At 70.7% G+C, this 20,384-nt stretch carries 18 protein-coding genes and 1 pseudogene; 7 read left to right on the forward strand and 12 right to left on the reverse strand.

The window, feature by feature from the left end; translation table 11 throughout:
* Positions 1-241 precede the first annotated feature (241 nt).
* Complete coding sequence (locus CG719_RS12710; RefSeq protein WP_100568694.1) at positions 242-835, reverse strand: TetR/AcrR family transcriptional regulator; 594 nt, start codon at positions 833-835, stop codon at positions 242-244.
* 146 nt (positions 836-981) lie between these two features.
* On the opposite strand from CG719_RS12710, the gene CG719_RS12715 reads away from it, so the two are divergent.
* From CG719_RS12715 to sufC, 3 genes are all read left to right on the forward strand, one after another.
* Complete coding sequence (locus tag CG719_RS12715) at positions 982-1,890, forward strand: NADP-dependent oxidoreductase (protein ID WP_100568695.1); 909 nt, start codon at positions 982-984, stop codon at positions 1,888-1,890.
* 302 nt (positions 1,891-2,192) lie between these two features.
* On the forward strand, positions 2,193-2,966 hold the full coding sequence (locus CG719_RS12720; protein ID WP_100568696.1) for a polysaccharide deacetylase family protein: 774 nt from the start codon (positions 2,193-2,195) through the stop codon (positions 2,964-2,966).
* Positions 2,967-3,203: 237 nt separating this feature from the next.
* On the forward strand, positions 3,204-3,968 hold the full coding sequence (gene sufC / locus CG719_RS12725; protein WP_100568868.1) for a Fe-S cluster assembly ATPase SufC: 765 nt from the start codon (positions 3,204-3,206) through the stop codon (positions 3,966-3,968).
* Positions 3,969-4,075: 107 nt separating this feature from the next.
* Here the strand turns inward: sufC and CG719_RS12730 are convergent, their stop codons facing one another.
* Genes CG719_RS12730 through CG719_RS12755 form a run of 6 tightly spaced genes read right to left on the reverse strand, consistent with a single transcriptional unit; the run spans position 4,076 to position 11,909 of the window.
* A complete protein-coding gene (locus tag CG719_RS12730; RefSeq protein ID WP_234375545.1) occupies positions 4,076-4,723 on the reverse strand; it encodes a TetR/AcrR family transcriptional regulator in 648 nt (215 codons plus the stop codon).
* A complete protein-coding gene (locus CG719_RS12735) occupies positions 4,720-6,735 on the reverse strand; it encodes a CocE/NonD family hydrolase (protein ID WP_100568698.1) in 2,016 nt (671 codons plus the stop codon). Before CG719_RS12735 ends, CG719_RS12730 begins: the two co-directional genes overlap by 4 nt.
* Complete coding sequence (locus CG719_RS12740; RefSeq protein WP_100568699.1) at positions 6,732-8,486, reverse strand: dipeptide ABC transporter ATP-binding protein; 1,755 nt, start codon at positions 8,484-8,486, stop codon at positions 6,732-6,734. Before CG719_RS12740 ends, CG719_RS12735 begins: the two co-directional genes overlap by 4 nt.
* The gene (locus CG719_RS12745) at positions 8,486-9,379 is read right to left on the reverse strand and encodes an ABC transporter permease (protein ID WP_100568700.1); all 894 of its coding nucleotides are present in this window, start codon (positions 9,377-9,379) and stop codon (positions 8,486-8,488) included. The genes CG719_RS12740 and CG719_RS12745 overlap by 1 nt, the downstream gene beginning before the upstream one ends.
* Positions 9,376-10,332 (reverse strand): ABC transporter permease, encoded by a 957-nt coding sequence (locus CG719_RS12750; protein WP_100568701.1) that lies wholly within the window; start codon positions 10,330-10,332, stop codon positions 9,376-9,378. Before CG719_RS12750 ends, CG719_RS12745 begins: the two co-directional genes overlap by 4 nt.
* A 2-nt stretch (positions 10,333-10,334) precedes the next feature.
* On the reverse strand, positions 10,335-11,909 hold the full coding sequence (locus CG719_RS12755; protein WP_100568702.1) for an ABC transporter substrate-binding protein: 1,575 nt from the start codon (positions 11,907-11,909) through the stop codon (positions 10,335-10,337).
* 289 nt (positions 11,910-12,198) lie between these two features.
* Here CG719_RS12755 and ctaD point away from each other — a divergent pair, with 289 nt between their 5' ends.
* Positions 12,199-13,887 (forward strand): aa3-type cytochrome oxidase subunit I, encoded by a 1,689-nt coding sequence (gene ctaD, locus CG719_RS12760; protein ID WP_442802725.1) that lies wholly within the window; start codon positions 12,199-12,201, stop codon positions 13,885-13,887.
* A gap of 37 nt (positions 13,888-13,924) precedes the next feature.
* Positions 13,925-14,278: a hypothetical protein gene (locus CG719_RS12765; protein WP_100568704.1), complete on the forward strand. Its 354-nt coding sequence runs from the start codon at positions 13,925-13,927 to the stop codon at positions 14,276-14,278.
* An 18-nt stretch (positions 14,279-14,296) separates the two neighbouring features.
* Here the strand turns inward: CG719_RS12765 and CG719_RS12770 are convergent, their stop codons facing one another.
* Complete coding sequence (locus CG719_RS12770; protein WP_100568705.1) at positions 14,297-14,839, reverse strand: MarR family winged helix-turn-helix transcriptional regulator; 543 nt, start codon at positions 14,837-14,839, stop codon at positions 14,297-14,299.
* A gap of 143 nt (positions 14,840-14,982) precedes the next feature.
* On the reverse strand, positions 14,983-16,734 hold the full coding sequence (locus tag CG719_RS12775; RefSeq protein ID WP_100568706.1) for an FUSC family protein: 1,752 nt from the start codon (positions 16,732-16,734) through the stop codon (positions 14,983-14,985).
* Between the two features lie 607 nt (positions 16,735-17,341).
* On the opposite strand from CG719_RS12775, the gene CG719_RS12780 reads away from it, so the two are divergent.
* On the forward strand, positions 17,342-17,941 hold the full coding sequence (locus tag CG719_RS12780) for an HdeD family acid-resistance protein (RefSeq protein WP_442802726.1): 600 nt from the start codon (positions 17,342-17,344) through the stop codon (positions 17,939-17,941).
* 102 nt (positions 17,942-18,043) lie between these two features.
* Here the strand turns inward: CG719_RS12780 and CG719_RS36345 are convergent.
* Positions 18,044-18,148 (reverse strand): annotated as a pseudogene (locus CG719_RS36345) (peptidylprolyl isomerase); the annotation flags it as partial.
* 39 nt (positions 18,149-18,187) lie between these two features.
* On the opposite strand from CG719_RS36345, the gene CG719_RS12790 reads away from it, so the two are divergent.
* Positions 18,188-19,105 carry a class I SAM-dependent methyltransferase gene (locus CG719_RS12790; RefSeq protein WP_100568708.1) on the forward strand — a complete coding sequence of 306 codons (918 nt, stop codon included), beginning with the start codon at positions 18,188-18,190 and terminating at the stop codon, positions 19,103-19,105.
* A gap of 151 nt (positions 19,106-19,256) precedes the next feature.
* Here the strand turns inward: CG719_RS12790 and CG719_RS12795 are convergent, their stop codons facing one another.
* Positions 19,257-19,925, reverse strand: coding sequence for a hypothetical protein (locus CG719_RS12795; protein ID WP_234375546.1), 669 nt, complete (start codon positions 19,923-19,925; stop codon positions 19,257-19,259).
* 84 nt (positions 19,926-20,009) lie between these two features.
* Positions 20,010-20,378: an IS5 family transposase gene (locus CG719_RS12800; RefSeq protein ID WP_159024863.1), complete on the reverse strand. Its 369-nt coding sequence runs from the start codon at positions 20,376-20,378 to the stop codon at positions 20,010-20,012.
* Between the last annotated feature and the right edge of the window lie 6 nt (positions 20,379-20,384).

Genomic DNA, 20,384 nt, shown 5'->3' on the forward strand with positions numbered 1-20,384 from the left:
ACCGATGTCCCGTCGGCCGCGCGGCCAACGGCGCGTGCGGCAGGCACTCCAACCGGGCGGCGCGCCACCGACTCCTCCCCCATGGCCAGTTCGCTCGGCACCACGGGCCCGCCCCGCTGACGGCCGCGGGCTCCGACCGCCGCCCTCGACCACGGCTCGATGAGCCAGGGCCCGGCCGTGCCGGTGATCAAGGCCGACGCAGGCCACGGCAGCAGCGTCGCCTTCCCTCCTCAAGGGGCGTTCATTCACCTTCCGCAAGGTCGATGATGGTGAGCCACTGGGCGACAACGGCGTCGATGAACTCGTCGCCGGCCTCACCGCGGTCGAGGAGGAGGCGGGCCAGAACGGGGCCGGAGAGCAGTGTGTACTCGTTGGCGCTGATCTGAAGTCCGCTGGGTTCGAGCAGCTTGTTGAGGGCCGCGCGGCGGTCCTCGCCGATCCGCATCAGGGCCTGGGCACTGTCAGGGTCGTGGTCGGCCTGGGCCGTCACCGCCAGCACCGCGGTGCGGACGGCCGGGACGCTGATGCCGTCGCGCAGGCTCCTCAGCCACGCGGTGGCCACCGTACGCACATCGCTGCCCGGCCGGGGATAACCGCCGAGGTCGGGGCCTTCCAGGATGAGGTCGCAGAGCAGGGCGGCACGGGTGGGCCAGTGCCGGTAGAGGGTCTGGCGGGTGAGTCCGGCCCGCTCGGCCAGCAGGGCGTATGTCAGCCCGATCGGCCCGGCTTCGGGCAAGAGGTCGCGGGCGACGGCCAGGGCATGGGTACGGGTGCGCTGGACCCGAGGGTTGCTCAGGTCCGGCTTGCGGCGGTGTACGGGCGGCAGAGCGGGCATGGCTTCTACCCTACCCAGAAATCACACATGGAGTGTGATTCAAGACACCCCATCAATCACACACTGCGTGTGATACACAGGTAAGGCAATCACACGCGATGAGTGATTCAGAGCGTGTGCTGTCTTTTCTTCTCTTGGAGTGTCTGATGTCCACTGCGATCACCTACTCCCGCTACGGCGGCCCGGAGGTGCTCACCCTGACCGAGGTAGACACCCCCGAGCCGGGGCCGGGCGAGGTCCGGATCAAGCTCCGGGCGGTCGCGATCAACCTGATCGACCTGAAGATCCGCTCCGGGATGATGGAGGGCATCTTCCCGATCGAGTTCCCGGTGCTGCCGGGCCGGGACGTGGCGGGCGTCGTCGACAAGGTCGGTGAGGGCGCGAGCGCCTCGGTCGGCGATGAGGTTTTCGGCGTCGCTTCCCTCGGCGGCTACAGCGAGTACGCCCTGTTGGACCGGCCGGTGGCCAAGCCGAAGGAGGTGTCGTTCGAGACAGCGGCCGCCCTGGTCACGGTCGGCGAGGCCGCCTACCGCGGCCTCCACCATCTCGGTGTCAAGGGCGGCCAGACCCTGCTGGTCCACGGCGCGGGCGGCAGCGTGGGAACCGTCGCGGTCCAGCTCGCCGTCGCCCGGGGCATCACCGTCGTCGGCACCGCCGGCGGACAGGAGATCGACCGGGTCGGCAAGCTCGGCGCCACCGCGGTCCGCTACGGCGAGGGCTGGGCGGATCGAGTCAGGGCCGCCGCCCGGCAGGGCGTGGACTACGTGTTCGACACCGCGGGCGCCGGCCTGCTGCCGGACTCGATCGCCCTGGTCGGCGAGGCCACCCGGGTGATCACCATCGCCGATCATGCCGCCGCGCAACATGGTGTCCGGTTCACCGGCGGTGACCCGACCGACCGCTTCCCGCAGTCACTGCCGCTGCTGGCGAAGCTGAACGCCGAGGGCAAGCTCGACATCCCTGTCTGGCGCACCTACCCGCTGGCCGAGGCAGCAAGAGCCCAGGCCGACATCGAAGCCCACCGCAACCAGGGCAAGGTCATCCTCCTGCCCTGACCCGAGCCGCCGCCTCGGCCGCCCTCTTCACCTCATGCGGGCGGCTGGGGCGGCTTCGCAGGGCACCGGATCCGAGCAGTTGGTGCCGCGGACCGCGGCCGGCACCGCCGGCCCAGCCGCAGGAAAGGGCCAGGCTCTGGAAGGGAGGTTGCCAACATGCCGGCGATCGAGTTGTCCGTGAATTCCCCCGGAATTGTCCGTGATCGGTAACGGACGCATCCCGTGGCCCCCGTCCCTCGTCCTGCCATGTGGTCGGAAGGCGACCGGGGATCGGCGAGGAACTGCGGGAAAGCGGGGCGGACATGGCACGGCACGGCAGCGCGCATGGCTGGTACGGCAAGGTGGCCGGGGCGGCGCTCGGGGTGACGGTGCTGGCCGCCGGTGCCTCGCTGTGGACCGCGCAGGCCGATGCCGTGCGCGGCCCGTCGCCTCGGGCCGCCGCGTCGGCCACTCCGGGCAGTGACGTCAAGCCGGTGGCGGAAACCATCGCGCACGCCTCGGACCAGGGGGAGCGCGGCCTCAACATCACCATCGACGACGGGCCCGACCCCGTCTGGACCCCGCAAATGCTGGACATCCTGCGGGAGTACGGGGTGAAGGCCACGTTCTGCATGGTGGGAACGCAGGCGCAGGCCCACCCGGACCTCGTGAAGAAGGTGGTCGCCGCCGGGCACCGGCTGTGCGACCACACCGTGTCCCATGACACCGCCATGGACGCCAAGCCCCAGGCGTACCAGTCGCAGCAGATTCTCGACGCCGAACGCATGATCACCGAGGCGTCCGGTGGTGTACGGCCGATGTACTACCGGGCGCCCGGCGGGGCCTTCACCCCCTACAGCCGCAAGTTGGCCGCCTCCCGCGGCATGCGCCCGCTGGGCTGGAACGTGGACTCCAAGGATTTCGAGAGGCCGGGCACGGACGCCATCGTCGCCACCGTCCAGCGGGAGCTGCCCAACGGGCCGACACTCCTCTTCCACGACGCCGGCGGCGACCGCTCACAGACCGTCGACGCCCTGCGCCGGATCCTGCCCCAACTCAAGGAGCAGGGCTACTCCTTCGGCTTCCCGACGCGCTGAGCTCCCACTCAAGGTCGTCGCAGTCCAGGCGGTCGCGGAGCACCCTTCGCGGCGCCGGTGGAGGTGCGTCTTCACGCGGAAAACATCGGCGTCACGGTCTTCAACCGCAACCCCGTTTCCCCCGCACGGCCACCCGCGCTGTGCCGGACAGCGACGGCTGCGTCACGCTGGAAGCACGGGCCGCGTGGTGCCCGTACCGTTCCAGTCGGTGAACAAGGTGAGGCAGGTGAGGTGCTCATGGCCACCCTCGACATCCGCGACCTGCACTGTTCGGTGCACACCGAGGCCGGGCCGCGCGAGATCCTTCACGGGGTCGACCTGGCCGTACGCCAGGGCGAGACCCATGCCATCATGGGCCCCAACGGCTCCGGCAAGACCACCCTCGCCTACGCGCTCGCCGGCCACCCGAAATACCTGGTCACCTCCGGCAGCGTCACCCTGGACGGCGAGGACGTGCTCGCGATGAAGGTCGACGAACGGGCGCGGGCCGGAATCTTCCTCGCCATGCAGTACCCCGTCGAGGTCCCCGGCGTATCCATGACCAACTTCCTGCGCAGCGCCGCCACCGCTGTCCGCGGCGAGGCCCCCAGGCTGCGCACCTGGCTCAAGGAGGTCCGCGAGGCGATGGAACGCCTCCAGATCGATCCCGCCTTCGCCGAGCGCAACGTCAACGAGGGCTTCTCCGGAGGGGAGAAGAAACGCCACGAGATCCTCCAGCTCGAACTGCTCAAGCCGAAGATCGCGATCCTGGACGAGACCGACTCCGGACTGGACGTCGACGCGCTGCGCGTCGTCGCCGAGGGCGTCAACCGCGTCCGCGCCACGGGACAGGTGGCCACGCTGCTGATCACGCACTACACGCGCATCCTGCGCTACGTCCACCCCGACCACGTCCACGTCTTCGCCGAAGGCCGCATCGCCGACTCCGGCGGCCCCGAACTCGCCGACCGGCTGGAGGACGAAGGCTATGAGGCCTACGTCAAGGGCACGGCGCAGGGCTGAACGGCCCGGTCCGCCCCCTGCTCCCGGGCCGATCACTCGGGCGCCCGGCGCCACATCCGGGACCCTGCTGTCCCTGCGGCGGTTGTGAGCCCAGGATTTCCGGCGCGTCACTCCAGGGAATCTCGCGCGAGTTCCGTCTCGATGAGGCGGTTCAGATGCCGGCGGGCGTCCTCCGTCGTCAGCGGGGGTGTCTGCCGCAGGTGCTGCAGGGCCAGGCCGTCGGCGAGAGCGGCGAAGCGGACCGTGACGCCGTCGAGGTCTTCGCAGGTGAACTCGCCCTCGGCGACGCCCCGTTCGATCAGGTGGCGGATCTGGTGGTGCCAGGCCTCGTAGCGCTGGGCCTGGCCGCGGGCGAAGGTCTCGTCCGCGGCCTGCTCCCCCGCGTTCCAGTAGTCGAACCACATGCGCCAGTGCCGGTCGGTGTCCTCGGTGAACAGGGCGTCGACCATCAGCCGCAGGCCCTCGGCACCGCTGGTGGCCTGCTCCGCCGCCTCGTCGAGCGCCGCGTAGTACCGCTCGATGTGCAGGATCATCGCCTCGGAGAGGATTTCCTGGACACTGCCGAAGTGGTAGGTGACGGTGCCGACCGACACCCCTGCCGCGGCGGCGACGTCACGCACTCCCACCGACGCGTAGCCGCGTTCGGCGATCAGGGGGACCGCCGCCTCCACGATGAGGCGGCGGCGTACCTCGGTGGGCTGGCGCGTGCGGTCCGCGGCGGCGACGGCGCGGCGCGGGCTCTTCGCCGCCGTCATCCCGACGTCCTCGGCGTGGTGCGGTGCCATGCGCGCTTGGCCACTGTCTCTCCGTTCGCCCGTGCTTCGATGCGGCTGTCCATGACGAAGTCCGCGGCCGTGGCCCGCAGCTCCGTGCGCGCCATGATCTCAGCGTCCCAGTCGTCCCCGCGACGCAGCCGGATGTGCCACTCGGAGACGGCCCGCGCGGACAGCGGGTCGTCGTGACGGATGCGGTAGGTCTCGCGCGCGCTCTCCTCGTAGCGCAGTCCGTCCGGGTACGTGCGCGATCCCCCGTAGTTGGGGTCGACCTCCAGCGTCCACTCCCCCTTCGCCACGTCGATCGTGACCAGCCGCTCGGGGTGCGGCTTCGCGGGGGCGTCGTACGTCACCGGCAGCGGTGGCGCCTGCTCGGGCTCCTCGAAGCGGATCTGCGGCTCGTCCCCGGGCTCGCGCACGGGCAGGAGCAGGGCACTGTCGGCGGGGAGCACGGTCAGTTCGCCGCGTTCGCCGTGCGGCCAGACCCAGGGCCAGTACGCGTCGGAGACGGCGACCCGGATGCGGTGGCCGGGCGGGAAGGCATAGCCGATACCGGTCAGTTCCAACTCGACGTCCTCGTACGTGCCCGGCGTCCACTCGGCCACCCGGTCCCGTCCCTGCCTGCTGAGCAGGTTGAGCACCCCTCGGGTCACGAGCGTGGACGAGCCGTCGGGTGCGACGTCGCAGAGGCGGGCGATCACGTTGGCGCGCGGGGCAGCGCTGTCGAGCCGCAGCCTCAGCCGCGGACGGCCGAGGATCTCGACCCGCTCCTGAAGCACCTCCGAGTCGAAGCAGACGGACCGTCCGTCCTCCTCGCGCTGGTCGGGCGGCAGGTCGCTCGCGTTGCCGAAGGGGAAGAACCGGCCGGCGTCCAGCCCTGTGTGCTGCGGGGAGCGAACCATGACGACGGGGCCGGGGACGGTGTCTGTGCCCAGCGGTCGCTCGCACCAGGCGATACTCCGCGAGGGCCGGTCCGTGTCCCCCACCCAGCGGCCGGGCATGACGTCGTACGAAGTGGCGGGCGGCACCGGGTCGTTGACCCAGGCCCTGAGCAGGGGCTCCGCCATGACACCGGTGTCCTCGTCCTTCAGCCAGTGGTCCCACCAGCGAAGGGTCTCCTGGAGGAAGCCGATCGCGGGGCCGGGCGGCAGTCCGCGATCGGGGTACTGGTGGGACCAGGGACCGACGATGCCGCGGACGCGGTCGGTCGGCAGGTGCTCGACGAGCCGCAGCACGGTGTCGCGGTACGGGTCGTTCCAGCCGCCCACCGCCAGTACCGCCGCCCGTACGGCCCCGTAGTCCTCGCACACGCTTCCGTGCCGCCAGTAGTCGTCCCGTTCCTGGTGGTCCAGCCAGGTGTGCAGGAAGGGTTCGAGGGAGCCGAGGCGTTCGCGCCACATCGGCAGCCAGCGGTCGGCCCCGACGACCTGCGGGTCCGGCGGCCGTGAGGCGAAGGCGAGCATGGTGCCGGCCCAGGCGAGCATGTCGATGCCGAGGACGGCGCCGCCGGTGTAGTGGACGTCGTTGTCGTAGCGGTCGTCGGTCGAGCAGACCGTGACGATCGCCTTGAGCGGTTCGGGGGCGAGGGCCGCGATCTGCAGGGAGTTGAAACCGCCCCAGGAGATGCCGAACATGCCGACCCGGCCGGTGCACCAGGGCTGCTCGGCGAGCCAGTTGACGACGTCGACGCCGTCCGCGAGTTCCCGCGCGTCGTACTCGTCGCCGGGCGTGCCCTCGCTGTCGCCGTGGCCTCGGATGTCGACGCGGACGGAGGCGTAGCCGTGACCCGCGTACCAGGGGTGACGCTGCGCGTCGCGGGGCGCGGTCCAGTCGCTCTTGCGGTAGGGCAGGTATTCGAGCAGCGCGGGGACGGGGTCTGCCTCCGCGTCGGCGGGACGCCAGATCCGGGCGTGCAGACGGGTGCTTCCGTCGCCCACCGGGATCCAGACGTCCTCGCGTACGACCTGGCGCTCGAACTGCTCGCGGTACCTCACGCGGCTCCTTCCGTGGTCGCCGTGCGCTCCTTCGGCACGGATCCGTCCTTGGTCACCGGGCGCCAGCGGCGCACTCGGTGACCGTGTCCGTGGTCTGTCCAGACGTTGTCCGGTTCGGTGGCGTCCGCCCAGTGGGCGACGTCGGCGGCGAGCGGCCGTGCGTCCGGGTCCGGTTCGAGGGCGGCTGCCATCAGTTGTCTGGTGTAGGGGTGGCCCGGCTCCGTGAACACGGCCTCCGTCGGGCCTTCCTCCACCACGACTCCGTGCCGCAGGACGACCACCCGGTCCGCGATGCCGCGGACGACGGCGAGGTCGTGGCTGATGAACAGGCAGGCCAGTCGACGCTCGCGGCGCAGGTCGTCCAGCAGCCGCAGGACGTCGGCCTGGACGGACACGTCGAGGGCGGTGGTGATCTCGTCGGCGATCAGCACGTCCGGTCCGCCCGCGAGCGCGCGTGCGATGCCGATGCGCTGGCGCTGGCCGCCGGAGAGCTGGGCGGGCAGCCGGTCGGCGAAGGCGGGGTCGAGCCGTACGTCGGAGATCAGTTCGCGGGCGCGGGCCGCGGCCTCCGTACGCCCCTCGACCGTGCCGAAGAAGCGCAGCGGCCGGCGGATGGCGTCGCCCACCGAGCGGCGCGGGTTGAGGGAGGTGTCGGCGTTCTGGAAGACGAGCTGGACGCGGCGCCGCAGAGCGAGGGGGCGTTTGCCCGCCGGGCGCGCGAGGTCGCCGCTCTCGTGTGTCATCGTGCCGCCGGAGGGGGTGCGCAGCCCGGCCAGCGTCCAGGCGAGCGTGGACTTCCCGCTGCCCGACTCCCCGACGAGGGCGAGGACTTCGCCGCGCCGGACATCGAAGGAGACGCCGTGCACCGCCCGGGAGGAGCCGTAGTCGATCGTCACGTCCCGCGCGGCCACCGCGACCTCGGCCTCGGGGGGCAGCGCCGCCCGGGGCCTGATCTCCCGCTCCCCCGTCTCGCTCACCAGGGCGAGACCCGCGTCGTCGAGGCGCGGCACGCTCGCCAGCAGCCTTTTGGTGTACGGGTCCTGCGGCGCGGCGAAGAGCCGTCGCGTCGGCGCCGTCTCCACGGTCCGGCCCGAGCGCAGCACGGTCACCTCGTCGGCCATGTGCGCGACCACGCCGAGGTCGTGGCTCACCAGCACGGCGGCCAGGCCGAGTTCGTCGCGCAGGGCGCCGATCAGGTCGAGGACGCTGCGCTGGGTGACGACGTCCAGGCCGGTCGTGGGCTCGTCCAGGACGAGGACCTTCGGGCGGGCGGCGATGGCCATGGCGATGGCGACGCGCTGCTGCTGGCCGCCGGAGAGTTCGTGCGGGTAGCGGCGGGCCAGTTCGGCCGGGCGTGGCAGCCGGACCTGTTCGAGCAGGTCGAGGACCGGGACGTCGCCGCCCGCCTCCTGGATCTGACGCCCGACGCGCATGGAGGGTGTCAGCGCCTGGCCGGCGTTCTGCGCGACCATGGCGACGGTGCCGCCACGCAGCCGTCTGAGCTCGCGCGCGGGAAGGGCGAAGACGTCCTTGCCGTCCACGTGCACCGAACCGCCCGTGATCCGCGACCCGTGCCGCAGATGGCCGAGCAGTGTGGCCGCGACGGTCGACTTGCCGCTGCCGGACTCGCCGACGAGGGCGAGCGTGTGTCCCTCGGCGACCTCCCAGGACACCTCCCGCACGACGGGTACGTCCCGGCCGCCCGAACGGTAGGAGACGGAAAGGGAGTTCACGGAAACGATCGAGGTCATCAGGAGCCCTCCCTGATCCGGTCCACGCCCCACGCCTTGGACAGGCCGTCGGCCGCGAGGTTGAGTCCGATCACCAGCGTGGCCAGGGCGATGATGGGCGCGAGGCTCGCCATCGGGACGACGGTGATGGCGGTGCGGTTCTCGGCGACCATCAGGCCCCAGTCGGGGGTCGGCGGGTCGGCGCCGAAGCCGAGGAAGGACAACGAGGAGATGAGCAGGACGACCCAGGAGGCCCGCATGGCGGCCTCCACGCACACCACGTCGGTGATGTTGGGCAGGATCTCCCGCCGCAGGATCGGCCAGGTCCGCTCACCCCGGGCACGGGCCGCGGTCACGTAGTCGGCGGGGACGACGGCGAGCGCCGCGCCGCGCACCACCCGGACGACCTGGGGCACGTAGACCACGGCGATCGCCAGGACGATGACCGCCGGGCCCGTGCCCAGCGCGGTCACGATGACGAGGAGCGCGAGGATCGACGGCACGGACAGCACCGCGTCGAGCACGCGGCCCAGGACGTCGTCGAACCAGCCGCCGCGCAGTGCGGCCGCGCATCCGACGACCGTGCCCAGCGCGACGGTCAGGACGGTCGCGGCCACCGACACGCCGAGTGCGTAGCGGCCGCCGTACAGGACGCGGGCGAGGACGTCGCGCCCGTACTGGTCCGTGCCCGCCCAGTGCTCCCAGCTCGGGCCGAGCAGTGCGTGCGAGGCGTCGCCCGCGACCGGGTCGGACGAGGTGAGGAGCGGGGCGAGCAGGGCGATCAGCACGTGCACGGCGACGATCGTCAGGCCGACGAGGGCGGTGCGCGAGGAGCGCAGCGTACGCCAGGCGCGGGCCGCACGCGTCGCGGAGGCGACCGGCGCGGCCACCGGTGCGGTGTCGAGCGTGGTCATCGGGTCCTCCCTCCGGTACGGAGCTTGGGGTTGAGGGCCATGGCGCCGAGGTCGGCGGCGAGGTTGCAGACGACGTAGACGACGGCGCTGATCAGCGCGATGGCCTGGATGACGGGCAGGTCGCGGTTCTGCACCGAGGAGAGCATCAGCTTGCCGATGCCGGGGTAGTTGAAGACGTTCTCGACGACCGCTACGCCTCCGGCGAGCCAGGCGACGTTCAGCGCGATCACGTGCAGCGTCGGCAGCAGGGCGCCGGGCAGGGCGTGCCGGGTGACGACCCGCCAGGTGGAAAGGCCCTTGAGCCGGGCCGTGGTGACGTACTCGCTCGCCATCACGTCGATGACGGACGTACGGGCCATGCGCACGATGTAGGCGGCCATGACCACGGCGAGCGCGAGCGCCGGGAGCCAGACGGCGGGCAGCAGCTGGCCCACGCTCGCCTCGGGGCCGTACAGCACGACCGCCGGGAACCAGGGCAGCGCGATCGAGAAGCAGAGCACCAGCACGGTGGCGACCACGAACTCGGGGACGCTCATGCCGACCAGGCTGACCGTCGAGATCAGGTGGTCGGGCCAGCGGTCGCGGTACAGACCCGCGAGGATGCCCAGCACGATCGACCCGGTGACGGCGAAGAGCACCGTGACGAGGGCGATGAGCGCCGAGTTGCCGAGGTGGGTGGCGACCTCGCCGCCGACGGGCCGGCCGGAGACGAGGGAGGTGCCGAAGTCCCCGTGCAGCGCCCCGCGCATCCAGTGCGCGTACCGCTGCCAGGCAGGCTGGTCGAGTCCGAGCTTTCCGCGCAGGGCGGCGACGGCGTCCGGGGTGGCGTCCTTGCCGAGGATCTGGGTGGCGACGTCGCCGGGCAGGGCCTGGACGGCGAGGAAGACGATCACGGAGGACAGGACGAGCGTGCCGACGGCCGAGCCCACGCGACGGGCGACGAACGACAGCATGGTCAGGCTCCCTTCAGGCCGATGCCGAGGTAGTCGAACTCGAAGCCGTGCTCGTCGTATCCGCGCACCTGGCGGGAGATGCCGACGAGCCGGTCGGCGAACATGGGGGTCATCGCCCCGCCCCTCTCGATCACCATCGTCTGCGCCTCGCCGTACAGGTCGTGGCGCAGGGTGTCGTCGGTCTCGCGTCTGGCCCGATCGAGGAGAGCGTCGAAGTCCTTGTCGGACCAGGCGGTCTCGTTGTAGGAGGAGCCGCTGCGGAAGATCTGGGTGAAGAGCTGGTCGACGGGCCGGCCCGTGAACCAGTAGGTGGCCATGAGGGGCTTCTTCATCCAGATCTGCGTGTAGTACGAGTCGGCGGACGCGGTCTTGACCCGGACGCGGATTCCGGCCCGCCCGGCCGAGTCCCGGTAGGCGAGGGCCATGGGCGTGAACAGCGGGTCGTACGCGGAGGTGTAGAGGTCGACGGCGAGTCCCTCCTGACCCGCCTGCTTCAGCAGATGCCGCGCCTTCTCCGGATCGTGTTCGGGATGCGCGGAGATGTGGACGGGGTCGGAGGGCGGCACCGGGTTGTCCCAGCCGGCGCTGCCCGCGCCCTGCAGGGCCGCCTTCACCACGTGCTCGGGGTCGTAGGCGAGCTTCATCGCCTGCCGCACGCGGACGTCGGTGAAGGGCTTCTCCGTGGTCAGCATCGGGAGCACGTACCACTGGGCGTTCTTCACCCGGGCGACGGTGGCCCGGTCGGAGGCGGCGACCACGCGGGCGGTCGCGAAGTCGAGGTTGGTCTGGGAGAGCAGGTCGACCTGGCCCGCGAGCAGGGCGTTCGAGCGGGCCGACATGTCGGCGACCGAGTAGAAGGCGATGGCGTCGAGTACGGGGCGGCCCGCCCAGTGGTCCTGGTACGCGGTGATGCGCCCGGGTCCGGCCGGGGCGAACGACTCCAGTTTGAAGGGGCCGGTGCCGATGCCCGTGCGGCCGATGGACTTCGCGCTGCCGTCGGGGACGACGTAGCAGTTGTAGTGCGTCAGGAGGCTCGGGAACTCCGCGTTCGGGGTCTTCAGCGGGACCACGAGCGTGTGGGGGTCGGGGGTGCGCAGCGTCTCGGGGTCGATGAGCGGGGCGAGGACGGCGGCCTGCGGTGACGCCGTCGCCTTGTCGAGGATGTGGCGCAGGGTGTAGGCCGCGTCGGCGGCGGTGAAGGCGCGTCCGTCGTGGAACGTGACGCCCTTGCGGAGGCGGAAGGTCCAGGTGGCGGCCTTGTCGTCGGGCTCCCAGGACTCGGCGAGGTCGGGGGCGAGCATGCCGTCCGCGCCGATCCGGACGAGCCGGTTGTAGAGGGCGCCCAGGTATTCGTAGGCCGACAGGGAGCTGGCCGGATCCAGTGTCTCGGCGTCGGATGCGGCCGGCCGCGCGATGCGCAGCGTGCCGCCGCGGGCGGGTGCGCCCGTGTGCGCGGCGGCGGGCAGGACGGGGGTGGACGCGGCCCCCGTGCAGCCGGTCATCAGCCAGGACGCGCCCAGGGAGGCGACGCCCGCGGCGAGGACCGACCGCCGTCCAAGGTGGTGGGTGTCGGGCATGAACCGACCGTCCTTCTCGTTATTCGTTCAGCGGAACGATTGAGTGAAGTGCGTGAACGATAACGAGGGGACGCTTTCGCGCCAACCCTTGGAGTGCGGAATTCAACTTCGGAGACTCAGTCGTTACGCCCCCCAGAGACGCCCGGCACCGGGCCGCGACCACCAACGCCCACCTCCAGCATTTATTTCTCTCGCGAGCGAGATACCTTGGGAGAGGCCGGGCCGCTGTGCAAGCAGCGCACGCCCGGAGGTCTCGCACGCATGGAGGATTGCCGTGGCCCTGCCCGCCCTGTCACCGCCCGACTCGTCGCCGCGGGCGACCGTTCCGGCGCGACATCGCTCGTCCGGCCGGGCCGTCGTCGGCTGGCTGACGAGTACCGACCACAAGAGGATCGGCACCCTCTATCTGGTCACCTCGTTCGCGTTCTTCTGCTTCGGCGGCCTGTTGGCACTGCTCATGCGCGCCGAATTGGCCCGTCCGGGTACACAGCTCATCTCGAACGAGCAGTTCAACCAGGCCTTCACGATGCACGGCACCGTGATGCTGTTCATGTTCGCCACACCGATCTTCTCCGGCTTCGCGAACTGGATCATGCCGCTGCAGATCGGCGCGCCCGACGTGGCGTTCCCGAGGCTCAACATGCTTGCCTACTGGCTGTACCTGTTCGGCTCGCTGATCGCGGTGGGCGGCTTCCTCACGCCGCAGAGCGCCGCCGACTTCGGCTGGTTCGCCTACAGCCCGCTGTCCGACACGGTCCACTCGCCGGGTCTCGGCAGTGACCTGTGGATCATGGGTCTGGCCATGCAGGGCTTCGGCACCATCCTCGGCTCGGTCAACTTCATCACCACGATCGTCTGCATGCGCGCGCCGGGCATGACCATGTTCCGCATGCCGATCTTCACCTGGAACGTGCTACTCACCAGCGTGCTGGTGCTGCTGGCCTTCCCCGTGCTCGCCGCCGCGCTCTTCGCGCTCGAGTTCGACCGGAAGTTCGGCGCCCAGATCTTCGCCCCCTCCAACGGCGGGGCGCTGCTGTGGCAGCACCTCTTCTGGTTCTTCGGCCACCCGGAGGTGTACATCCTGGCGCTGCCCTTCTTCGGCATCGTGTCCGAGGTGGTCCCCGTCTTCTCCCGTAAGCCGATCTTCGGCTACATGGGGCTGATCGGCGCGACGATCGCGATCGCGGGCCTGTCGGTGACGGTGTGGGCGCATCACATGTATGCGACAGGTGGAGTGCTGCTGCCGTTCTTCTCCTTCATGACCTTCCTGATCGCGATTCCGACCGGGGTGAAGTTCTTCAACTGGATCGGCACCATGTGGAAGGGGTCCCTGAGCTTCGAGACGCCGATGCTGTGGTCCATCGGCTTCATGGTCACCTTCCTGTTCGGTGGTCTGACCGGCGTGATCCTGGCCTCGCCTCCGCTGGACTTCCACGTCACGGACTCGTACTTCGTGGTGGCGCACTTCCACTACGTCGTCTTCGGCACCGTGGTGTTCGCGATGTTCGCCGGATTCCACTTCTGGTGGCCGAAGTTCACCGGCAAGATGCTCGACGAGCGCCTCGGCAAGATCACCTTCTGGCTGCTGTTCGTCGGCTTCCACGGCACCTTCCTCGTCCAGCACTGGCTGGGCGCCGAGGGCATGCCGCGCCGGTACGCCGACTACCTGGCGGCCGACGGCTTCACCGCCCTGAACACCGTGTCGACGGTCTTCTCGTTCCTGCTCGGTCTGTCGATCCTGCCGTTCTTCCACAACGTCTGGAAGACCGCCAAACACGGCCGGCACATCACCGTCAACGATCCGTGGGGCTGGGGCCGTTCGCTGGAGTGGGCGACCTCCTGTCCCCCGCCGCGCCACAACTTCGAAGAGCTGCCGCGCATACGGAACGAGTCACCCGCCTTCGGCCTCTCCCACCCCGAGATCGCCCTCAGTGACGACATCGAGGAGGAGCGGGCGACGGCCACCGGCCGACGCTGAGCGGACCGGTCCCCCTTCGAACCTTCAGGAGCCGTCCATGGACGCCGGCCATGAAGCCGCCCTCGGCCTGCACCAGATCGAGGGCTACCTGCACCAGGAGGCCAACCGCCTTGAGGCGCACCGCAAGGCGCGGGACTTCGCCTGGGAACTGCCCGGCCTCACCACGGACCAACGTCTCATGATCGAGGAGGCGTACGCCCGCGAGCAGGTGGAGAACGCCCACCGGGTCACCCACCACATCTCGCAACGCATACAGCAGATCGAGTCCCGCTACGCGGCACGCCACCGTCGCTTCACTCGGGAGGCGGCCATCGCCATGGCCGTGGTCACCCTCGGGCTCATCGGGCTCTGCATCGCGGTGCTCCTCGGCTCGGCGGCGGGAGCTGCCTGACGTCACCCGGCCGGTCCGTCAACCAGTCTCTGCCTCCAGGAACACCAGGATCTTGCGCAGGGCGTCCGCCACCTCAGCGTGTTCCTTGGGCTCCAGGACGGAGAGCACGTCCCGTTCCAGTGTGAAGTGCCGTTCCACCGCGCGGTCGAAACTCGCCCGGCCCTCCTCCGACAGACGGACCAGAGTGCTTCTGCCGTCGACGGGGGAGGGACCGCGCTCGATCCAGCCTTCCCGCTCCAGCCGGTTGAGCCTGCCCGTGAGGCCGGCGGAGGACACGATCAGCGCCTGACGCAGCTGCCCGGGCGTCAGCGCGTAGGGAGGGCCGCCGCGGCGCAGTGCCTGCAGCAGGTCGAAGTCCCCGACGTTGGCGATGGGCATGCCGCCCTGGCGGCGCAGCCCCGACGCGAACAGGTCTTCCAGCAGCCGAGCCGCACGCAGCAGGCGGGCGATGACCTCGCTGGACGACACGTCCAGTCCGGGCCACTCGCTGCGCCACTCGGCCAGCATCGCGTCCACGCTGTCGCTGTCGCCGCCGGCTTCGATCTCCTCGTCCTCACCCATCGCGGGCCCAGCCTATCGGCAGCACCACCGAGCGCCGTCCTCACCGGGGCGCACCCTGCAGAACGCCACGACCGGAACGGCCCGGCTCGCCCCGCTCACCTGTGAACAGACCGGTGCGGCGTACCTGTCCGCGGTGCGGCGGGTCAGCTGTCCGGGGCTGTCTGGACCAAGGACTCGTGCAAGGTCGACAGCTCGGTGGACAGGAAGGACGGCACCTCTCCGAGCGGTGCCGGGGCGGTCCCTGTACGGATCGCGCCGGCAAGGGCCGCGAGCGCTCGGTGCAGCTGATCGTCGCCGTGGGCACTGAACAGCGGGCGGGAAGCCCCGCGTGCCGCCTCACTGCCGCTCCCGGCCTGCTCCAGCGCCCAGCAGGCGGCGAGTACCCGGTAGGCCAGCCGTTGGGTGGCGACCACTGTGGGCCACATCAGCTCCGCGTCACTTCGCCGGACGACCGAGGAGTTGACACTCGCGTCGTAGGCCTGGAGTACGCCGATGGCCCGCATCTGCAGATCGCGCCGGGCCGCCCAGGCACCCGGGGTGGTGACCGCGCCGTCGGCCAGATGGTCCGATACGGCGCCGACTGCTTCCAGGGTGCGATCGATCGCCGCCGGGATGCGTGCCGCGGCCCCGGCCCGCATCGTCACCAGGAACACCGCGAGTGCCACGGCGCAGCCGATCGCGGTGTCGACGCCGCGGGCGAGCAGCAGGCCGCCGAGCCCGGAAACGCGCTGTCCGCCGCTCACGATGGTCAGCGCGACGGCGGTGATGAAGACGACGGCCAGGGCGTAGTTGCGCACCACGATCATCTCGATGGAGAACTGCAGCAGCACGACGGTCAGCGCGAGCCACAGTCCGGTGGGATGCGCGGTGAGCACGCCCAGCGCGAGGATCAGCCCGACCCAGGTGCCGACCAGACGCTCCAGGCCGCGCTGCACGGTGCGGACCCAGTCGAAGCCCTGGTGCAGCATCAGCACCGCGGCTGCGATGGCCCAGTAGGCGTGGTCCAGACTCAGGGCCGCGCCGATCATTCCTGCCACCAGGGCCGCGGCGCCGACCCGCAGGGTGACGAGGAGCTGTCCCGACCCGGCCGTGAGCGCTTGCCGCACCAGACCGGCCGGCCCGGGGCCGCCGTGCGGGAGTTCCTCCTCGCCGGCCGCGGAATCAGCCGGAGAAGGGTGCTGGGCCTGAGCGGCGAGTCGTCGTGCGTGGTCGGGTACGGCGTGGTCCAGGGGTGCGTCGCGGGCTGCGGCCCGCATGGCGTCGGCGAAGAGCAGATGCAGTTCGCGGTTGAGTCGGCGCAGCCTGTGCAACGTGCTGTCGGGGGTGGTGCGGATCGGCTGGTAGCTGACCAGCGCCGCCCATGACTCGTGCATGGCCAGGGCGGCCCAGTGCCGGGCGGTGTCCTGCCGGGATGTGCCCACCGCCTGGGCGAAGCGCGCCACCGCGTCACCGGCGGCCGCGACCGCGGACTTCTCCGGACCCCGCGGCCACAGCAGAGCGCCGGACATGTGGACCAGCCAGGCGAAGCCACCGCCCCCCAGCACCAGCAGGCCGGTGTGCAACGGGCCCAGGTGTTCCGCGTGCATCGAGGTGCCGGCGGCACAGGCGAGGGCGACCATGTAGGCCCCGGGTGGACCGACGGCCAGGGCGTTGCACAGCAGGGTCGCCACCATCGCGATGAGGGCGACCACGAGCACACCGACCCACACGACAGCGGCGGCCCATATGCCCATCCCGACCGCGAACGCCAGGGACACCGCGATGAGCGCGAGCCTGCCCGCACGGCAGAGGTAGGGCAGGGCGCTGCCGTACAACGCGGTGAAGCCACCGATCGTCGCCATGAGACCGGCCGCGGTGTCGCCGGCGGCCCAGCCGATCACGACCGGCACACCCATGCACAACCCCGCGCGTGCCGCGAACGGCCACCGCCGCCTCGCGTCACGCAGCGCGAACAGGGGGCGGATCCCGATCGGGCCCGGCCCCGGCGCGGGCGGGATCGGCGCGAGTGGCGCTGCCGGTCCTTGAGGCATGTTTCCAGCGCAGCACGGACAGCGTCCCGACGCTCGCCCGGCGCCCTTGGGCCTGGGGCACTGCGCATTCCGTCCTGTGATCGACCTGGCTCTGGCGGAGGCGAGGAAGAGGGCCAGTGCGGCGACGGAGCGTTGCCGTGCCGGTGAGCAGGGTCAGCCGGCTCGCACGAGGCATACCGCATGCGCCACGAACCCCTGCCGTCTCCACTGAGCAACATGAGGCCGACCGGGTGACGATGGACGTGTACTGACGTCACCACGCTGCTCCCAAGAGGAGGTAGGTGTCATGACATCTCCTTCCGGTGCCACATCTCCTTCCGATTCTCCGGGCCCTGGCCCCGTTCCCCCGCGCGGCACCGAGCCAGAAGCGCGCGGCACCGAGCCACAGGCGCGCGGCACCGAGCCACAGGCGCGCGGCACCGAGCCAGAAGTGCGCGGCACCGAGCCGCAAGAGAGTCCGCTGGCCGAAGGCATGACGGCCCTGGCGAACATGGGCTGGCAGATCATGCTCACCATGGGCCTTGCCACCATCGCCCTGGGCGTCGTCGCCCTGGCCTGGCCGGGCGCGACGCTGCGGGTCGCCGGCGTGCTCTTCGGCATCTACTTGCTGGTCACCGGTGTCTTCCAGCTGGCCGGCGCCTTCGGCACGCACGTGCCCCGGCATCTTCGCGTACTGCATTTCATCACCGGTGCGGTCGCCATTCTGCTGGGGCTGATCTCCTTCAGGGGCACCCTGGAGTCGATCCTGCTGCTCGCCCTGTGGATCGGCTTCAGCTGGCTGCTGCGCGGCACCACTGAGACAGCCGCGGCGGCCTCCGCTCCGGAGATGCCGGCGCGCGGCTGGCACGTGGCCTTCGGCGTCATCGGAGCGCTGGCGGGTGTCGTGATGATCATCATGCCGTTCGCCACAATCGCGACGCTGACCCTGGTCGTGGGCGTCATGGCCATAGTTCTGGGCCTGACCGAGGTGCTCCGCGCCATCAGGACACGCGTCGAGATCGGCCATCTCGCCGCGGGCACGGCCACCCGGCGGCGGCCTATGTTCCACGCCCGTCCGCACCCCCAGCACTGACCGACGGAGCCAAACCGGTCGGCTGCCGCGTAAGCGGCAGCCGGCCACTGCGGAGCCGCCGCCGAGACCCTCGCCGACGTCCTACCGGCCGACCCCGGTAGCCGCGAACTTGTACGCGGGGCCGCCAGTGCCGTTCCCCAGGGGGTCACCGCCCTGGATCATGAAGCCCTCGATGACCCGGTGGAAGACCGGGCCGTCGTACAGCGACTCCGAGTTCGGCCTGCCCGTGGTGTTGAATATGGCTCCATGACCGAGAGCGGGCGTGCGGCGAGCCGGACGGCGGTGCTGGTCTGCCAGGGGCGAGCGGCCGCGCATGGGAGGGCTGCCACGGACCAGTTCGCGGATCCGGTGGCGGTAGGGCTACTGGGCGTCGCGGAACGCACGACCGTGGACCAGGTACGCGCGAACACTCCGCCGGAGGGTTGGCGGGAGCGCACCGCGTACGAGAGTGTGCGGGCGTGCGCCGAGGTGGTCGTGCCGCGGACGGTCGCGATCGACAGGGCACTGCGCGCCCGTGTGACCGGCCAGCTCGTGATCCTCGGCGCCGGCCTGGATACGCGGGCGTGGCGTCTGCCCGAGCTCGCGCAGACAGATGTGTGGGAGGTCGACCATCCGGCCTCCCAGCAAGACAAGCGCGCCCGCCTCGCCGGGACCGCCCCAGTGCTCCGAGGGCCGGACGAGGGCGATGTCCACCACGCCGAGCTGCCGGCCACCGCCCGTTCCGTGCGGTTCACGCCCGTCGATTTCGCAGTCGACGATCTCGGTGCGGCGTTGGATGCCGCGGGGCACGACCCGTCCGCGCCGACGACATGGCTGTGGGAGGGCGTCGTCCCGTACCTCACGCGCGACGAGGTGCACGCCACGGTGGCCGCACTCGCCGCCCGGACGGTCCCGGGCAGTGCACTCGTCGTCAACTATCAGGCACCGTCGGCGAGGGTGGCCGCGGGGCGGCTGCTGACACGCATGCTCGGCGGTTTTGTCACATCGGGCGAGCCGTGGCGCTCGCTGTGGAAGCCGCAGCGGATGGCTGCACTGCTCGCGGAGTACGGCCTGAGGGTGGTGTCGGACGACAACCTCCTCGCCCTCGCACACACCCTCGGCAGCCCGGCACGCGGGCGGACATCCTTGCGGTCAGGACGCGTAGCCGTCGCGGAGAGCCACTGACGTGGTCCGGTCGTTTCGTTGAAGACGGCGACGATGCGGGGGGTCCGGGTGCTCGTGCAGGTCCGGTAGGACGGGCCCACTGGCAGCCGGTCCGGCTCTGATGCATCATCTCCCGTCTCCCGTAGGCGACTTGGCGGCCACTGGCGTTCTCTCAGTGAACTGACCGTCTGTGGTGCGCCAGCTCACCGATGAGGGCGGCGGCGTGTTCGTCGCCGCCTGCGCACCACCACACGGCCGCGCCCTGATGAGTGGCAGCATGAAGGCCCAGCCGGTGGTCGGAGCAGACCGGCCAGACCTGCCAGGTTTGTTTCATGAGGTCGTCCTGGATGAGATCGGCGACCGCCGTCACCGCACCCGCAGGTGTGTCGCCCGCGCATGCGTGCAGTCCCCCATCGCCGACCAGGAGGCGGCCGTCGGAAAGTTCGATCCCGGCGGACACGGGCGTGAATTCCTCCAGGAGCACCAGCCGCGGTTCGCCGTCGATGCCGGCGGTTGGCAGGTCGCGTGCGACGACGCGGAGTGCCTGCCGCAGGACCGCGAGTCGCTCAGGGGCCAGGTCGAAGCCGGGATCGAACCCGGTCTTCTCCAGGATCCGCCGGGCGAGGTCGGCCATCTCCGATGCGGGCACCTGTGCGGGGTCGCGTTCCACGACCTCGCGCACGGCCTCCCAGGAGTGGCCCCAGTCCAGCAGTCCGCAGGCCAACTCGACCACATCCTGCGGGGCGAGTTGATGCTCGCGCAGTCCGAGGTAGACGCGCGTGCAGAAGCGATCGATCCGCTGCATGGGGGTCCCCGCACCGGTGACAGGCTCAGTGTCCATGAGGTCAGTCTGGTGGCTGCGCCACGGGCATTACCAGGAACTTTTCTCCTGCACAAACCAAAGTGCCGAAGACGACCACTCGCATCATTCACCTCCACGAATTTCCGTGGGGTGAGACAGCCGAGCGGCGGCGTGCTGGTGGGCGCGGACGATGGTGGAGTCGATCTGGACGAGCCAGTCGATGTCACTGGCCGCGTCCGAACGAGCCTGGATTTGCTGCAGGGCCTGGGTGAACACACCGGCCAGGGCGTAGCGGCGGAAGCGGGTGTAGACGGTCTTCGACGGTCCGTAGCGTTCCGGCAGGTCGCGCCAGGAGATCCCGGTCCGGATCTTGTAAACCGTCCCGTTGACGACCTGCCGGTCCGACGCCCGCGGCCGGCCAGTAGCGGCCCGCGGTATCAGGGGAGCGAGTAACTGCCACTCCTGATCGGTGACTTCATGGCGGCGTATCACTCCACC

Source organism: Streptomyces sp. CB01373, from assembly GCF_002803075.1.
Classification (GTDB): Bacteria; Actinomycetota; Actinomycetes; order Streptomycetales; family Streptomycetaceae; genus Streptomyces.

Excerpts from the sequence above, each read along its gene's own strand:
- CG719_RS12745 (WP_100568700.1), bottom strand. The coding sequence starts at position 9,379 with ATGACCACGCTCGACACCGCACCGGTGGCCGCGCCGGTCGCCTCCGCG.
- CG719_RS12710 (WP_100568694.1), bottom strand. The coding sequence starts at position 835 with ATGCCCGCTCTGCCGCCCGTACACCGCCGCAAGCCGGACCTGAGCAAC.
- CG719_RS12750 (WP_100568701.1), bottom strand. The coding sequence starts at position 10,332 with ATGCTGTCGTTCGTCGCCCGTCGCGTGGGCTCGGCCGTCGGCACGCTC.
- CG719_RS12740 (WP_100568699.1), bottom strand. The coding sequence starts at position 8,486 with ATGACCTCGATCGTTTCCGTGAACTCCCTTTCCGTCTCCTACCGTTCG.
- CG719_RS12770 (WP_100568705.1), bottom strand. The coding sequence starts at position 14,839 with ATGGGTGAGGACGAGGAGATCGAAGCCGGCGGCGACAGCGACAGCGTG.
- CG719_RS12765 (WP_100568704.1), top strand. The coding sequence starts at position 13,925 with ATGGACGCCGGCCATGAAGCCGCCCTCGGCCTGCACCAGATCGAGGGC.
- CG719_RS12790 (WP_100568708.1), top strand. The coding sequence starts at position 18,188 with ATGACCGAGAGCGGGCGTGCGGCGAGCCGGACGGCGGTGCTGGTCTGC.
- CG719_RS12730 (WP_234375545.1), bottom strand. The coding sequence starts at position 4,723 with ATGACGGCGGCGAAGAGCCCGCGCCGCGCCGTCGCCGCCGCGGACCGC.
- CG719_RS12715 (WP_100568695.1), top strand. The coding sequence starts at position 982 with ATGTCCACTGCGATCACCTACTCCCGCTACGGCGGCCCGGAGGTGCTC.
- CG719_RS12775 (WP_100568706.1), bottom strand. The coding sequence starts at position 16,734 with ATGGGTGTGCCGGTCGTGATCGGCTGGGCCGCCGGCGACACCGCGGCC.
- CG719_RS12795 (WP_234375546.1), bottom strand. The coding sequence starts at position 19,925 with ATGGACACTGAGCCTGTCACCGGTGCGGGGACCCCCATGCAGCGGATC.
- CG719_RS12755 (WP_100568702.1), bottom strand. The coding sequence starts at position 11,909 with ATGCCCGACACCCACCACCTTGGACGGCGGTCGGTCCTCGCCGCGGGC.
- CG719_RS12720 (WP_100568696.1), top strand. The coding sequence starts at position 2,193 with ATGGCACGGCACGGCAGCGCGCATGGCTGGTACGGCAAGGTGGCCGGG.
- sufC (WP_100568868.1), top strand. The coding sequence starts at position 3,204 with ATGGCCACCCTCGACATCCGCGACCTGCACTGTTCGGTGCACACCGAG.
- CG719_RS12780 (WP_442802726.1), top strand. The coding sequence starts at position 17,342 with ATGACGGCCCTGGCGAACATGGGCTGGCAGATCATGCTCACCATGGGC.